Here is a 14,608-nt window from a genome sequence, read left to right on the forward strand (position 1 = left end):
CGCCGCCGGCCGGCGCCGGGGCTGCGAACCGGACGGGAGGCCAGCCATGACGGCACTCGGCTCGGCGCTGCCCGCGCCGGATCCCGCGGTCCGCTGGGGCCGGTCGCGGCCGCGGTGCCATCGGCTGTTCCTGCTGGGTCAGGGCCTCGGGGCGTCGAAAACCCCCGCCCTGCACGAAGCCGAAGGCGCGGCCCAGGGCATGTGGCTGAGCTACCGGATCCTGGACGTCGACGAGTGGGGCGTCACCGACGCCGACCTGCCCGAGGTGCTCGACTGGGCCAAGGCCTGCGGCTTCTCCGGCTTCAACGTCACCCATCCGTTCAAGCAATCCGTCATCGCGCACCTCGACGAGTTGTCGCCGCACGCGGCCGCGCTGGGCGCGGTCAACACCGTGGTGTTGCGCGACGGCCGCGCGATCGGGCACAACACCGACTGGCGCGGCTTCCAGCAACCGTTCGCCGACGCGATGCCCGACGTGGGCGCCGACACCGTCGTCGCGCAACTCGGCGCCGGCGGCGCGGGCGCCGCGGTGGCCTACGCCCTGCTCGACCTCGGGGTGGCGGAGCTGCGGATCTTCGACCTCGACAGCGCCCGGGGCGCCGACCTAGTCGCGCGAATGGCCACGCTGTTCGGCCCGGATCGGGTCCGGGTCTGCGCCGATCCGGTCGACGCGCTGGGCGCCGCCGACGGGGTGGTCAACACCACGCCGATGGGGATGGCCGGGCACCCGGGCTCGGCCGCGCCGGCCGGGTCGCTGCGGCCGGACCTGTGGGTCGCGGAGATCATCTACTTCCCGTTGGAGACCGAGCTGCTGGCCCAGGCGCGCCGGCGCCGGTCCTCGGCGCGGAACCGCCTGCGCAGGTAGATGTTGACCGCCGCGCCGGCCAGGCCGAAGAAGATCAGCAGGCCGCCGTACACCCGCGCGGTGGCGCCGGCGTCGGCCAGGACCATGTACAGCCCCATCGCGGCGATGACCACCCCGACGATCGCCGCGGCCAGCGGGTTCCCCACCCGGCGTGCCGGAGGCATCACGGGGTCCTGGCGTTGGCCAGCTTGTACTCCGCCATCGCCTCGTTGCGCAGCCGCTCGTAGGCCTCCTTGCTGGGCGGGATCGCGTCGGTGCCGAGATCGTCGACGTGCAGCCGGTAGGTCTCCTTGGAGCTGTAGGCCGCGGCCGCCGACAGGCAGCAGATACCCAGGGTGATGCTGCCGACGATCAGCGGCACGTTGGATCCGGGCGGCGCCACCGTCGCGAACAGCGGGGCCAGCACAGCGGCGGTGATCATGGTGCCGGTGTTCTGCGAGATGGCCATGCCCGAGACCCTGGTCTTGGCGGGGAACAGCTCGGGGTAGAAGGAAGTAGTCGTAGTACTCCAACGCGGACCCGATCCAGGCCGACGCCGCCGCCTTCCTGGACTGATTGCCCTCGCCGTGACCGGCGGCTTCTGACATCGGGGTCCCTTCTGTCCCTCTCGCGCTCCGCCGATTGCGGCGTGGCGTGCCTGTAGTGACGCGTTCGGGGGGCACTGCGGGACCTGATTCGCCGAACCCGAGGCGATCGGCGGATTGTCGACGAGGTGCCGGTGTGGGCGCTGCGTGTAGTTTGACCGCATGGGCGAGCCGCCGGTGACCTCGCGCAAACCCCGCGATCCGGCGAAGGTCCGGGCCAATCTGCTGGCGGTGGCGACCGAGGTGTTCGCCGAACTCGGCTACTACGGCGCGCGGGTCGACGACATCGCCGCCCGCAGCACGACCACCAAGCGGATGATCTACTACTACTTCGGCGACAAGGACGGCCTGTTCACCGCGGTGCTGGAACACGCCTACGCGCAGGTGCGGGCCGCCGAGGCGTCACTGCAGTTGGCCGACCTGCCGCCCGCGGAGGCGCTGCAGAGCCTGGTTCGGCACACCTTCCGGTGGCACGCCGCCCACCCGGAGCTCGCGCGTCTGGTCTCCGTGGAGAACACCCTGCAGGCCGATCACCTGCGCGGTTCCCCCGACCATCACCGGGCCAACCGGCCCATCATCGCCACCATCGGCGACATCCTGGAGCACGGCCGCGCCGAAGGGGTCTTCCTGCGCGCCGCCTCGGCGCTGGACCTGCATCTGCAGATGACGGCGATGGCGCTGTTCCAGGTCACCAACGCCGCGACGGTCGAGGCCACCTTCGGTGTGGATCTGCTGGACCCGGCCACGGTGGACGCCGCCGCCGACAACCTCGCCGCGATGATGACGGCGTGGCTGCGCAGCCCCGCGCCGATCTAGATCAAGACGGCGCCGTCGCGCAGCGCGTCGTCGCCTGCGACCGCGGAATAGGCGGCGACCAGCAGCGACGGATCGGGCGCCTCCAGTCGGCCGGGCCGGCCGAGCCCGTCGAGCACGACGAACCGCAGCATCCCGGCCCGGTTCTTCTTGTCCTTGCCCATATGCCCGAGCAGGTCGGAGAACGCGTCGGCGTCATACCGGGTGGGCAGGCCGACCGATTCCAGCACCCGGCGGTGCCGGTCGGCGGTCTCGTCGTCCAGCCGGCCGGCGAGACGGCCCAGTTCGGCCGCGTAGATCAGGCCGATGGACACCGCGGCGCCGTGCCGCCAGCGGTACCGCTCGCGTCGTTCGACCGCGTGGCCGAGGGTGTGGCCGTAATTGAGGATCTCGCGTAGCGAGGACTCCTTGAGGTCGGCGGAGACCACCCGGGCCTTCACCTCGATGGAGCGCCGGACCAGTTCGGGCAGCACGTCGCCGGTGGGGTCCAGCGCGGCCTCGGGGTCGGCCTCGATCAGCTCCAGGATCACCGGGTCGGCGATGAAGCCGGTCTTGATGACCTCGGCCATCCCGGCGATGATCTCGTTGCGCGGCACGGTCTCCAGCGTCGCGAGGTCGACGATCACCGCGCGCGGCTCGTAGAACGCGCCCACCAGGTTTTTCCCGGCCTCGGTGTTGATCCCCGTCTTGCCGCCGACGGCGGCGTCGACCATGGCCAGCAGGGTGGTCGGCACGTGCACGACAGGCACCCCGCGCATCCAGGTCGCGGCGACGAACCCGGTGAGGTCGGTGGCCGCGCCGCCGCCGAGGCTGTAGACGACGTCCTGGCGGGACAGCGCGATCCGGCCCAGCACCTCCCAGCAGAAGCCCGCGACCTGCAGGTCCTTGCCGGCCTCGGCGTCGGGCAGCTCCACCCGATGCGCGTCGACGCCGCGGGCCGCCAGCTCCGCGCGCAGCACCTCGGCGGTCTCGGCCAGCGGCGGCTGGTAGAAGATCGCGGCCTTCGCGGGGAACCGGCCGTCGACCGCGGCGGCGTCCACCGCCTCGGTGAGCAGGCCGCGGCCGATCACCACGTCATAGGGCGCGGCGGCGTTCACCCGGACCCGCACCGGTTCATCGATTTCCGCGCCGGACATCACGCGTCTCCCTTCTCCCACGTCAGCGTTCGGTGCGCAGTGCGTCGCGCCGGCCGGCCCGCAGGTGGTTGCGAGCCGTGGGCCGCAACACCATCGGCCAGGGCGCCCGCCGCACCCGGTGCGGCGCGGCTTCGCGCAGGCCGCGGTGCACCTCGCGCACCACCGCGCCCGGGCTGCGCCCCACCGTGGACACGCGAATCCGGGCCAGGTCCTGGTAGATCGGGGTGCGTTCGGCCATCAGCCGTCGGTAGACCGCGGCCGGGTCATCGCCGGCGAGCACCGGCCGCCCGCTACCTGCGGTGCGCCTGATGCCCTCTTCCTCGGTCAGCTCCAGATACACCACCGGATGCCGGCGCAGCAGCTCCTGGGTGCGGGGCGACACAATCGATCCGCCGCCGAGCGCGATGACGCCGCTGTGGCTGGCGATGACGTCGCCGATCACCGTCTCCTCCAGGCTGCGGAACGCCGGCTCGCCGTCCTCGGCGAAGATCTGGCCCACCGCGCGGCCGTGCCGCGTCTCGATCTCGAGGTCGGTGTCGACGAAAGAAACCCCCAGCGACCTGGCCAGACGCTTTCCGACGGTGGTCTTCCCCACCCCGGGCGGTCCGATCAGCACCGCGATGGGGTCCGTCGAAGAAGGCATGGCGTCATTGTCCCAGACGACCCACGGCAACCGAAATCTCGGGCCGGGCGCGTGACGGCGGGCGTGAGCCACATCATGCCCACCCGACGAGATTTTGTACCAAATGGTACATAAACTGGAGGGCGACGCCACGAAACGTTCCCAATCCCGATGGAGACCGAGATGACCGCCCTGCTGAACGACCTTTACACGCCCACCGCCGAGAGCACCGTGGCGCGCCGGAAGCCGTGGTACGCGGGAATGTTCCTCTACTCGAACCCGTCGGCCGCCACCGATCCGTTCCACGAACTGGCGAATCGGCTGCGCCGCCGGACCCGCGCCGCGCACTAACGCGACGCGCGGAAGCACCGCGAACTCACCTGAAACGGCCCGGGCACTGACCCGGGCTCAACGTTCCGCGCCGCCGTGCCGCCGTGCAGCCAGCGCCGCCGCGGTGGCCGGAGTCGGGGCGGTGGAGTCCGGGGCGCCTAGTTTGGGCGGCGCGAACCGCCACGGCGGACGACGGTGGTTGCGCTGCGCCGGGACGGTGTTCTGCAGCTTGGCCACCAACTGGCGCACCACCACGCTGGGATTGCGGCGACTGGTGCTGATCCGCACGGTCGCGGTCTTGCGATAGAGCGGCGTGCGCGCCGCCATCAGCCGGCGGTACTTGGCCGCCAGATCGCCGCCGGACAGCAGCGGACGATTGTCGTTGTTGCGCAGGGTGCGCCGGATGCCCTCGCCCGCGCTGATCTCCAGGAACACCACGGTGTGACCGGCCAGCGCCTGACGCACCCCCGGCGTGGTGACCGCGCCGCCGCCCAGCGACAGCACGCCGTCGTGACTGTCCAGCGCGTCGCGGATCACCTGCTCTTCGATCTTGCGGAACCCCGCCTCACCGTCGGCCGCGAAGATCTCCGGGATGGAACGCCCGGTGATCTCGACGATCGCGCTGTCGGTGTCCAGGAAGCCGACGCCGAGCGCCTTGGCGAGCCGGCGTCCGATGGTGGACTTCCCCGAACCCAGCATCCCGATCAGCACGGCCTTGGGCGCCATGACGCTATCCGGCGTCCCGGGCGACGTGGCGGGGCTGCTGCTCGGCGACCGCGCGCAGGTAACCCTCGACATTGCGGCGCGTTTCGGCCAGCGAGTCGCCGCCGAACTTCGCCAGCGCGGCGCGGGCCACGACGAGCGCGACCATCGCCTCGGCGACCACGCCGGCGGCGGGCACCGCGCAGACATCGGAGCGCTGGTGGATGGCGACGGCTTCCTCGCCGGTGGCCATGTCCACGGTGGCCAGCGCGCGCGGCACGGTCGAGATCGGTTTCATCGCGGCGCGCACCCGCAGCGGCTGGCCGTTGGTCATCCCGCCCTCCAGGCCGCCGGCGCGGTTGGTGGAGCGCTGAACGCCGTCGGGACCCGGGTAGATCTCGTCGTGCGCGGCGCTGCCGCGGCGGCGAGCCGTCTCGAAGCCGTCGCCGATCTCGACGCCCTTGATGGCCTGGATGCCCATCACCGCGGCGGCCAGCTGGCTGTCGAGCCGGGCGTCGCCGCTGGTGAACGAGCCGAGCCCGATGGGCAATCCGGTGACCACCACCTCGACCACCCCACCGAGGGTGTCACCGTCGCGTTTGGCGGCCTCAATCTCGGCGATCATGGACGCCTCGGCGGCCGCGTCGAAGGCGCGCACCGGGCTGTCGTCGATGGCCGGCAGATCCGCGATGGTCGGCGCCGGTCCGTCGTAGGGGTCCGACGCGCCGATGGCCACGACGTGGCTGAGCACCTCGGCGCCGAACGCCTGGCGCAGGAAATTCTTCGCGACGGCCCCGGCGGCGACCCGGGCGGCGGTCTCCCGGGCGCTGGCGCGTTCCAGCACCGGTCGGGCGTCGTCGAATCCGTACTTGAGCATGCCGGCGTAGTCGGCGTGGCCGGGCCGCGGCCGGGTCAGCGGCGCATTGCGGGCGACCTGCAGCTCCGCCTCCGACACCGGGTCCGGCGACATCACCGATTCCCACTTGGGCCATTCGGTGTTGCCGATCTCGATGGCGATCGGGCCGCCCAGGGTGCGGCCGTGCCGCACCCCGCCGAGCATGCTGATCTGGTCCTGCTCGAACTTCATCCGGGCGCCGCGGCCGTAGCCGAGCCGACGGCGGCGCAATTGTTCGGCGATGTCCTCGGATCGCAGTTCCAGCCCGGCGACCATGCCTTCGATCAGGGAAAGCAGGGCCCGACCATGGGATTCTCCGGCGGTAGTCCAACGCAACACAAGGCAATTGTCCCACGCGCATCAGCGCAGCAAGATCGCGGCCGCGCTCGCCAGGCACATCGCCGGCCCATGCGGGGCCAGCCGGCCGGGCCGGGTCAGCGCCCAACCCGCGGTGAGCAGCGGCGCGCTCAGCGCCGCGGCCAGCCACACCGCCGCGCCGAAGGCCCCGGTCAGCCCGCCGACGCCGATCGCGAGCTTGACGTCCCCGGCGCCCAGGCCGCGCGGGTCGCGCAGGTGCAGCAGCAGATATGGCCCGGCCAACGCCAGCGCCCCGGCCATCGCCTGCTGACCGACCCCCGCCCACGTCGCGACCGCCAGGATGATCGCCGCGCCGGGCAGCGTCAGCGCGTTCGGCAACCGCTGGCTGCGCAGGTCACAAACGGTCAGCGCGGCCAGCCAGACGGCTGCTGCGACGGTGGCGCCGGCGGTCGCCAGGGGGTGCATGGCTCACGGTAGGCCGACGCGAGGTCCGGCCGTCGTCGGCGATGCACAGGGCGTCGAGTGCGCCACCAGGACGCAATCCCGCATCGAGTACGCCACCAGGACGCGGTTTCGGCGTGTTTCGCGACCTGATGGCGCACTCGACGCAGTTTCGATCAGGTGGCGCACTCGTCGAGCGCGGCCGCCATGGCCTCCCGGGGCGCGGGCATCCCGGTGAACAGCTCGACCTGGGTGTAGGCCTGGTTCAGCAGCATCGCCAAACCGCCGAGCACCTGCCCACCGGCGGCGGCGACGGCACGGGCCAGCGGGGTCGGCCACGGGTTGTAGATGGCGTCGAGCAGCACCGGCGCAGCCGCCAACGCGTCGGCGAAGTGGCCGGCCACCTCGGCGGGCACGGTGGAGACCAGCGCGTCGGCGCCGGCGATGACCGTGGACAGCGCGGCGGTGTTGGCGTCGTCCAGCGCGAGCCAGTCCGCGCCCAGCCCGCTGCCGTGGGCAACCGCGAGCGTCGCCGCCGCCCGCTCCCTGCTGCGGGAGACCACCGTCACCGCGGGCACGCCGAGGGCTGCCAGCCCGGCCACCGCCGCCGGGGCGGTGCCGCCGGAGCCGAGCACGACGGCCGGGCCGGGGCGCTCCGGCAGCACGGGGCGCAACGCGCCGGCCACCCCGTCGACGTCGGTGTTGTCGGCCAGCCAGCCGTCGTCGGCGCGGACCAGGGTGTTCGCCGACCCCAGCAGCGCCGCCCGGTCGGTGCGCGCATCCGCGACCTGCAAGGCCGCGAATTTGCCGGGCATGGTGACCGAGACGCCGACCCACTCCGGGCCGAACCCGTCGACCAGAACGGGTAGCTGCGCCGCATCGCATTCGATGCGGTCATAACTCCAGTCGGTCAGGCCCAGCGCCCGGTAGGCGGCCAGATGCAGCAGCGGCGAGCGGGAATGCGCGATCGGTTTGCCCAGCACCGCGGCACGGCGGGGGCCGGGCCGGCTAGCGGACACTGTCGAGGACCCCGTTGCGCCGGGCGATCTCGATATTGGCCAGGTGCTTCTGGTAGTCGCGGGTGAACAGCGTGGTGCCGTCCATGTCCACCGTGACGAAGTACAGCCAGTCACCCTTTTCCGGGTGTTCGGCGGCGGTCAGCGCGGGCCCGCCGGGCGAGCCGATCGGGGTGGCCGGCAACCCGTCGGCGGCGTAGGTGTTCCACGGGGTGACCCGGGCCCGGTCGGCGTCGGTGGTGGCGATCTCCTGGCGGTCCAGCGAGTAGTTCACCGTGGAGTCCATCTGCAGCCGCTGCGGGACCTCCAGCCGGTTGTAGATCACCCGGGACACCTTGGCGAAGTCGTCCGGGTGGGCTTCCTTCTGCAGCAGCGACGCGACGGTGAGCACCTCGTACGGCGTCATGTCGACGGCGGCAGCCGCCTCCAGCAGGCCGGTCTGCAGGTAGTGCGCGCCGCTGGTGGAGAGCAGCGAGGCCAGGATCTGGGTGGGTTCGGCGGTCGGGTCGAACTGCCAGGTGCCCGCCGCGATCAGGCCTTCGATCCGGCGGTGGTCGTCGCCGAGTTCGGTCACCGGGCCGACCGCCCAATCCGGCACCTTCAGCTCCGCCAGCGGCGCGTTGGCCGCCGCATCGGCGAGCGCCTTGGCCGACACGCAGCGTTCTTCGCCGTCGATGGTGTAGCAGCTGGCCTGGGCGATCAGGGTGAAGATGCCGTCGGATTTCTTGTTGTTGCGCAGGTCGGTGATGTCATCGAGTTGACGGCCCTCGGAGATGGTGACCTTGCCGACGCGATTGGCCGGGTCGGTCAGCCGCTGCACCGCGGAGGCCGCCGAGATCTCGGTGCGCATCAGGTAGAAGCCGGGGTCGATCATCCGGATCGCGTCGTTGCCGTCGGCGGCGGTGATGAACTCGGGGGCGCTGGCCACCACGTCCTGGTCGCTGAGCGCCTGGGCGATGACATCGGTGGTGTCACCGGGGTGGACCTGGAACAGCACGTCGGCCTTGCCGTCGCCGGCGTAGTCCTGGGGTTTGCTGTCGCCGCCGAACATCCGCATGGCGAGCAGCACCGCGGCGGCGGCGACGCCGCCGAGCACCACCAGGGTCAACAGCCCGACGGTGCGTCGCCGACGGCGGGCGCGGACCGCGCGAGCGCGCATGGTGCGGCTCATCCGGTGCCGCGGCGGGCCCACCTGCTGTGGCATGGCCCGCCCGGAATTCTCAGCCACCCGCTTCTCCGTCCCGGTCGCTCTGCGCGCGCGCCACGCGCCGCTGATCGAGCCAGCTTTGCAGAATCGCGACCGCTGCCGCCTGATCTACGACGGCGCGTTGGTTTTTGGCGCGCACGCCGGCCTCCCGCAGCGTTCGCTGCGCGGTGACGGTGGTGAGCCGCTCGTCGGCCAGCCGGACCGGGACCGGGGCGATCCGGGCGGCCAGCGCGTCGGCGACCTCGACGGCGTCGGCGGCGGCCGATCCGGCCTTGTCCGCCAGCGTGCGAGGCAACCCGACGACGACCTCGACCGCCTCGTGCTCGGTGACCAGCCGCACCAGCCGGCCGAGGTGTTTGCCGTCGCGGCGCACGGTCTGCACCGGGGTGGCCAGAATCCCGTCGGGATCGCTGGCGGCGACGCCGATCCGGACGGCGCCGACGTCGACCCCGATGCGGCGCCCGCGGCCCGGATCGTCCGGTCCGGGCCGGTCCGGCCGGCGCTGCTCGAGGTCGGGCATCAGCTAGCTCCGGGCGATTTCGGCGCGCAGACCGGCCAGCGCGGCGTCGATGCCCGCGGCGTTGCGCCCGGACCCCTGGGCCAGGTCGGGCTTTCCGCCGCCCCGGCCGTCGACGGCCGAGCCGATCGCCTTGACCAGGTCATTCGCCGACAGGCCGAGGTCTGCGGCGGCGGGGTTGACGGCAACCACGAACGGCACCGATCCGCCGTCGCCCTCGGCGATCAACGCGATGACGGCCGGGTCCGCGCCCAGCTGAGACTTGACGGAGCCGACCAGGGAGCGCAGGTCGCCGGCGGACATCGGCCCGTCGACGCGCTGGGCGACCAGCTTCACCCGGCCGACGGTCTGCGCGCCGGCCGCGGCGCCCGCGGCCGCCGCCCGGGCGCCCGCCAGCCGCAGCCGCTCGAGTTCCTTCTCGGCCGACTTGAGCTTGTCCACCAGGGTGGCGACGCGCGCCGGGACCTCTTCCGAGGGCACCTTCAGCGAGGAGGCCAGCCCGGCCATCAGGGCGCGCTCGCGGCTGAGGTGCTTGAACGACTCCAGCCCGACGTAAGCCTCGACGCGGCGCACGCCGGAGCCCACCGAGGATTCGCCGAGCAGGCTGATCGGCCCGATCTGGGCGGAGTTGTGCACGTGCGTGCCGCCACACAGCTCCAGCGAGAACGGGCCGCCGATCTCGACGACGCGCACCTGGTCGGGGTAGGCCTCGCCGAACAGCGCCATCGCGCCCATCGCCTTGGCCTTGTCCAACTCGGTGACGAAGGTGTTCACCTGGTGGTCGGCCTGCACGGCTTCGTTGGCGATCTCCTCGATCCGGGTGCGCTGGTCATCGCTGAGGGCGCCCTGCCAATTGAAGTCGAAGCGCAGATAGCCGGGCCGGTTCAGCGAGCCGGCCTGCACCGCGCCGGGGCCGAGCACCTCACGCAGCGCGGCGTGCACCATGTGGGTGCCCGAGTGGCCCTGGGTGGCGCCGCGGCGCCACTCGGCGTCGACCTCGGCGGTCACCGTGTCGCCCTCGACGAACTCGCCGGACTCCACATTGACCCGGTGCGTGAACAAGGTCTTGGCGATCTTCTGCACGTCGGTGACCGCGGCGCGCGCGGTCGCGCTGGACCCGGTCCCGAGGATGGCGCCGATATCGGCGATCTGGCCGCCGGACTCGGCGTACAGCGGAGTGCGGTCCAGCACGATCTCGACCCGGCCGGGGGCGTCGCCGCCCGACTCGGGGCGGCCGGTGTGCGAGACCACCGGGACCCGCTTGCCGTCCACGAAGATGCCCAGGATCCGGGCCTGGGTGGACAGTTCGGTGAATCCGGTGAACTCGGTGGGGCCGGAGTCGACGAGTTCGCGGTAGGCCGACAGGTCGGCGTGCGCGTGCTTGCGGGCGGCGGCGTCGGCCTTGGCGCGGTTGCGCTGCTCGGCCATCAGCTCACGGAAGCCCAGCTCGTCGACCTGCAGGCCGGCCTCGGCGGCCATTTCGCAGGTCAGCTCGATCGGGAAACCGTAGGTGTCGTGCAGGGCGAAGGCCTGGGCTCCGGGCAGCTCGGACTTACCCGCCGCGCGGGTGGCCTCGGCGGCGTCGGCGAACAGCTTCGAGCCGGCGGCCAGGGTGCGGTTGAACGCGGTCTCCTCCGCGACGGCGATCCGGCTGATCCGGTCGAAGTCGGCGACCAGCTCCGGGTACGACGGGCCCATCGCGTCGCGCACGCAGACCATCAGGGTGGCCATGATCGGCTGGTCGACGCCGAGCAGTTTCGCCGCCCGGATGATGCGGCGCAGCAACCGGCGCAGCACGTAGCCACGGCCCTCATTGCCGGGGGTGACGCCGTCGCCGATGATGATCGCCGCGGTGCGGCTGTGGTCGGCGATCACCCGGTAGCGCACGTCGTCGGCGGCGTTGCCCTGGCTGTAGCCGCGCGGGGCCAGCGCGGCGACCGCGTCGATGGTGGGGCGCATCAGGTCGGTCTCGTAGACGTTGTCGACGTTCTGCAGCAGGCAGGCGATGCGTTCGACGCCCATCCCGGTGTCGATGTTCTTGCGCGGCAGCGGGCCGAGGATCTCGAAATCGTCCTTGCTGGTGCCCTCCCCCCGCTCGTTCTGCATGAACACCAGGTTCCAGATCTCGATGTAGCGGTCCTCGTTGGCTTCCGGGCCGCCTTCCACGCCGTAATCCGGTCCGCGGTCGTAGTAGATCTCCGAGCACGGTCCGCAGGGGCCGGGGATGCCCATCGACCAGTAGTTGTCGGCCATCCCGCGGCGCTGGATGCGCTCGGCCGGCAGCCCGGCGATCTCCTGCCAGAGCCCGATGGCCTCGTCGTCGTCGTAGTAGACGGTGGCCCACAGCCGCTCCGGGTCGAAACCGTAGCCACCCTCGTCGACCGATGTGGTCAGCAGCGACCAGGCCAGTTCGATGGCGCCGCGCTTGAAGTAGTCGCCGAAGGAGAAGTTGCCGGCCATCTGGAAGAAGGTGTTGTGCCGGGTGGTGATGCCGACCTCGTCGATATCCGGCGTGCGGATGCACTTCTGGATGCTGGTGGCGGTGTCGTACGGCGGGGTGCGCTGCCCCAGGAAGAACGGCACGAACTGGACCATGCCGGCGTTGACGAACAACAGGTTCGGATCGTCGAGGATGACCGAGGCGCTGGGCACCTCGGTGTGGCCCGCGTTCACGAAATGTTCGAGGAACCGTTTCCGGATCTCGTGAGTTTGCACGTCGTCACTTCCCTGGAGTCGAAATTAACCGCTCAACCTTACCGATCGGGTCTGCGGGGCTGCGAGAGGCTTTCCCGGCGCCGACGGCTATCGGCGAATAATGTCGCGCAGCCGCTGCACCCGGGTGGCGAGTTCCCGCTCGGCGCCGCGGCCGGTGGGCCGGTAGTAGTCCACGCCGACCAGTTCGTCGGGTGGGTACTGCTGGGCCGCCACCGCGTCCGGGGCGTCGTGGGCGTAGCTGTAGCCCTTACCGTGCCCGAGCCCCTTGGCCCCGGCGTAGTGGCTGTCGCGCAGGTGCGCGGGCACCAACCCGGCCTTGCCGGCCCGGATGTCGCCCATCGCCGCGGACAGCGCGGTGGTGACGGCGTTGGACTTCGGCGCGGTGGCCAGATACGCGGTGGCGTGCGCCAGCGTCAGCTGGGCCTCCGGCATGCCGATCATCGCGACGGTCTGCGCGGCGGCGTTGGCCACCAGCAGCGCGTTGGAGTCGGCCATCCCGATGTCCTCGCTGGCCAGGATGAGCAGCCGGCGGGCGACGAAGCGCGGGTCCTCCCCCGCGGTCAGCATCCGCGCCAGGTAGTGCAGCGCGGCGTCGACGTCGGAGCCGCGGACGCTCTTGATGAACGCGCTGATCACGTCGTAGTGCTGGTCGCCGTCGCGGTCGTAGCGCACCGCCGCCTCGTCCAGTGACTGCTCGACGACCTCCACGGTCACCGGTCCCCCGGCCGCGGTCTCCGCGGAGACCTCGAGCGCGGTCAGCGCCCGGCGGGCGTCCCCGGCGGACAGTCGGACCAGCACCGCCAGGGCTTCGTCGTCGACCGTGGTCTTGCCGCCCAGCCCGCGGGGGTCGGCGATGGCCCGGCGCAGCAGGGTGTCCACATCCTCGGGCCGCAGCGGCTGCAGCGCCAGGATCAACGACCGGCTCAGCAGCGGCGCGACCACCGAGAACGACGGGTTCTCCGTGGTCGCCGCCACCAGCAGCACCACCCGGTTCTCCACCGCCGCCAGCAGGGCGTCCTGCTGGGTTTTGGAGAACCGGTGCACCTCGTCGATGAAGAGCACGGTCTGCTGGCCGTGCACGGCCGAGCGCCGGGCGGTGTCGATGACGGCCCGGACCTCCTTCACCCCGGCCGAGAGCGCCGAAAGCGCCTCGAACCGGCGGCCGGTGGCGTGTGAGATCAACGAGGCGAGCGTGGTCTTCCCGGTGCCGGGCGGGCCGTAGAGGATCACCGACGCCGCGCCGGAGCCGTCGACCAGCCGTCTCAGCGGGGAGCCGGGTTTGAGCAGGTGCTGCTGCCCGACGACCTCGTCCAGGCTGGCCGGACGCATCCGGACCGCCAGCGGCGCGTCGGGCGGGGTGGCCCGGCCGGTCGGTTCGTCGGGCTCGACGTCGAACAGTCCCGCGCCTGCGTCGCTCACGGGTTCCAATCTAGGCGAGGCTGGTGCGCAACCGATCGCTCGGCGGGCCAACACCCGGCGAGCGCACGCTTGGGTACGCACGCCTGTGTGCCTAACCGTGCGCTCGGGGAGAAATATCAGGCGAGCGCTCGCTTGGGTACAGCTCTCAAGTGGTGACGAAGTCGATCAGCTCTTCCACGCGGCCGATCAGTGCGGGCTCCAGGTCATTCCAGTCCCGGACCTGCGAACGGATGCGCTGCCAGGCATTGGCGATATCGGTCTGGTCACGGTGCGGCCAGCCCAGGTGCGCGCAGACGCCCTTCTTCCAGTCAGTGCCGCGCGGGATGTCCGGCCAGGCCTTCAGGCCCACCCGGGCGGGTTTGACCGCGGCCCAGATGTCGATGAAGGGGTGGCCCACCACCAGCGTGTTCGGCCCGCCCGGGCCGCGGGCGACCGCGGCGGCGATGCGGGATTCCTTGGAGCCGGCGACCAGGTGGTCCACCAGCACACCGAGCCGGCGCCTCGGGGTGGGCGCGAACTCGGCGACGATGGCGGGCAGGTCGTCGGCGCCACCGAGGTACTCCACCACCACGCCTTCGATGCGCAGGTCCGCGCCCCAGACCTGCTCGACGAGTTCGGCGTCGTGGCGGCCCTCGACGTAGATGCGGCTGGGCAGCGCGACCTTCGCCCGGGCGCCGGGCACCGCGACGGAGCCGGATTTGGTGCGGGCCGCCGCGGCGGGCGCCTTGGCACGCGGCGGGGTGAGGGTGACGGGTTTGCCGTCGATCAGGTAGCCGGGGCCGACCGGGAAGCCGCGGACCTGGCCGCGCCGGTCCTCCAGATCCATCCGGCCGTACTCGACGCGCACCACGGCGCCGACGTAGCCACTGGTCGCGTCCTCCACCACCATGCCGATCTCGACGGGTTGCTCGGTCGAGCGGACCTTGCGGCGCTCGTGAGGGTTCTTGGCCAGCACGTCCATGCCGTAGCGGTCGCTCACCCTGCCGATCCTAGTCGCTGGCTGTTACAGAAGTGATTGGTGGTGTTGG

General features: G+C 71.8%; 16 protein-coding genes. 3 read left to right on the plus strand and 13 right to left on the minus strand.

Annotated features, from left to right (window positions below; genetic code table 11):
• Nucleotides 1-46 precede the first annotated feature (46 nt).
• Nucleotides 47-865 (plus strand): shikimate dehydrogenase, encoded by an 819-nt coding sequence (locus L2Z93_RS11085; RefSeq protein WP_090584656.1) that lies wholly within the window; start codon nt 47-49, stop codon nt 863-865.
• Here the strand turns inward: L2Z93_RS11085 and L2Z93_RS11090 are convergent.
• On the minus strand, nt 787-1,029 hold the full coding sequence (locus L2Z93_RS11090; protein WP_128111861.1) for a hypothetical protein: 243 nt from the start codon (nt 1,027-1,029) through the stop codon (nt 787-789). The two genes, L2Z93_RS11085 and L2Z93_RS11090, sit on opposite strands and share 79 nt — an antisense overlap.
• Nucleotides 1,029-1,313: a hypothetical protein gene (locus tag L2Z93_RS11095; protein ID WP_090584660.1), complete on the minus strand. Its 285-nt coding sequence runs from the start codon at nt 1,311-1,313 to the stop codon at nt 1,029-1,031. The genes L2Z93_RS11090 and L2Z93_RS11095 overlap by 1 nt, the downstream gene beginning before the upstream one ends.
• A 298-nt stretch (nt 1,314-1,611) precedes the next feature.
• Here L2Z93_RS11095 and L2Z93_RS11100 point away from each other — a divergent pair, with 298 nt between their 5' ends.
• A complete protein-coding gene (locus L2Z93_RS11100; RefSeq protein WP_090584663.1) occupies nt 1,612-2,265 on the plus strand; it encodes a TetR/AcrR family transcriptional regulator in 654 nt (217 codons plus the stop codon).
• Here L2Z93_RS11100 and aroB read toward each other — a convergent pair.
• Both aroB and L2Z93_RS11110 read right to left on the minus strand, forming a co-directional pair.
• Nucleotides 2,262-3,383, minus strand: coding sequence for a 3-dehydroquinate synthase (gene aroB / locus L2Z93_RS11105; RefSeq protein WP_090584966.1), 1,122 nt, complete (start codon nt 3,381-3,383; stop codon nt 2,262-2,264). The two genes, L2Z93_RS11100 and aroB, sit on opposite strands and share 4 nt — an antisense overlap.
• Nucleotides 3,384-3,420: 37 nt before the next feature.
• Nucleotides 3,421-4,041 (minus strand): shikimate kinase, encoded by a 621-nt coding sequence (locus L2Z93_RS11110; RefSeq protein ID WP_090584666.1) that lies wholly within the window; start codon nt 4,039-4,041, stop codon nt 3,421-3,423.
• Nucleotides 4,042-4,203: 162 nt separating this feature from the next.
• On the opposite strand from L2Z93_RS11110, the gene L2Z93_RS11115 reads away from it, so the two are divergent.
• Nucleotides 4,204-4,371: a hypothetical protein gene (locus L2Z93_RS11115; RefSeq protein ID WP_162561834.1), complete on the plus strand. Its 168-nt coding sequence runs from the start codon at nt 4,204-4,206 to the stop codon at nt 4,369-4,371.
• A gap of 57 nt (nt 4,372-4,428) precedes the next feature.
• Here L2Z93_RS11115 and L2Z93_RS11120 read toward each other — a convergent pair whose 3' ends face one another.
• The 9 genes from L2Z93_RS11120 to L2Z93_RS11160 form a co-directional block, all read right to left on the minus strand.
• A complete protein-coding gene (locus tag L2Z93_RS11120) occupies nt 4,429-5,076 on the minus strand; it encodes a shikimate kinase (RefSeq protein ID WP_090584670.1) in 648 nt (215 codons plus the stop codon).
• Between the two features lie 4 nt (nt 5,077-5,080).
• On the minus strand, nt 5,081-6,286 hold the full coding sequence (gene aroC / locus L2Z93_RS11125) for a chorismate synthase (RefSeq protein WP_090584672.1): 1,206 nt from the start codon (nt 6,284-6,286) through the stop codon (nt 5,081-5,083).
• A 21-nt stretch (nt 6,287-6,307) separates the two neighbouring features.
• Complete coding sequence (locus L2Z93_RS11130; RefSeq protein ID WP_090584674.1) at nt 6,308-6,730, minus strand: prepilin peptidase; 423 nt, start codon at nt 6,728-6,730, stop codon at nt 6,308-6,310.
• A 152-nt stretch (nt 6,731-6,882) separates the two neighbouring features.
• A complete protein-coding gene (locus L2Z93_RS11135; protein WP_090584676.1) occupies nt 6,883-7,725 on the minus strand; it encodes a shikimate dehydrogenase in 843 nt (280 codons plus the stop codon).
• Complete coding sequence (mltG, locus tag L2Z93_RS11140; RefSeq protein WP_090584677.1) at nt 7,715-8,950, minus strand: endolytic transglycosylase MltG; 1,236 nt, start codon at nt 8,948-8,950, stop codon at nt 7,715-7,717. The genes L2Z93_RS11135 and mltG overlap by 11 nt, the downstream gene beginning before the upstream one ends.
• Nucleotides 8,943-9,449, minus strand: a complete 507-nt coding sequence (ruvX, locus tag L2Z93_RS11145; protein ID WP_090584679.1) for a Holliday junction resolvase RuvX — start codon at nt 9,447-9,449, stop codon at nt 8,943-8,945. The genes mltG and ruvX overlap by 8 nt, the downstream gene beginning before the upstream one ends.
• Nucleotides 9,450-9,452: 3 nt before the next feature.
• Nucleotides 9,453-12,161: an alanine--tRNA ligase gene (gene alaS, locus L2Z93_RS11150; RefSeq protein ID WP_090584681.1), complete on the minus strand. Its 2,709-nt coding sequence runs from the start codon at nt 12,159-12,161 to the stop codon at nt 9,453-9,455.
• Between the two features lie 87 nt (nt 12,162-12,248).
• On the minus strand, nt 12,249-13,580 hold the full coding sequence (locus tag L2Z93_RS11155; protein ID WP_370745888.1) for a replication-associated recombination protein A: 1,332 nt from the start codon (nt 13,578-13,580) through the stop codon (nt 12,249-12,251).
• A 145-nt stretch (nt 13,581-13,725) separates the two neighbouring features.
• On the minus strand, nt 13,726-14,559 hold the full coding sequence (locus L2Z93_RS11160; protein ID WP_090584683.1) for a DUF3097 domain-containing protein: 834 nt from the start codon (nt 14,557-14,559) through the stop codon (nt 13,726-13,728).
• Nucleotides 14,560-14,608: the final 49 nt, after the last annotated feature.

The sequence above is a fragment of the Mycolicibacterium brumae genome (assembly GCF_025215495.1).
Classification (GTDB): Bacteria; Actinomycetota; Actinomycetes; order Mycobacteriales; family Mycobacteriaceae; genus Mycobacterium; species Mycobacterium brumae.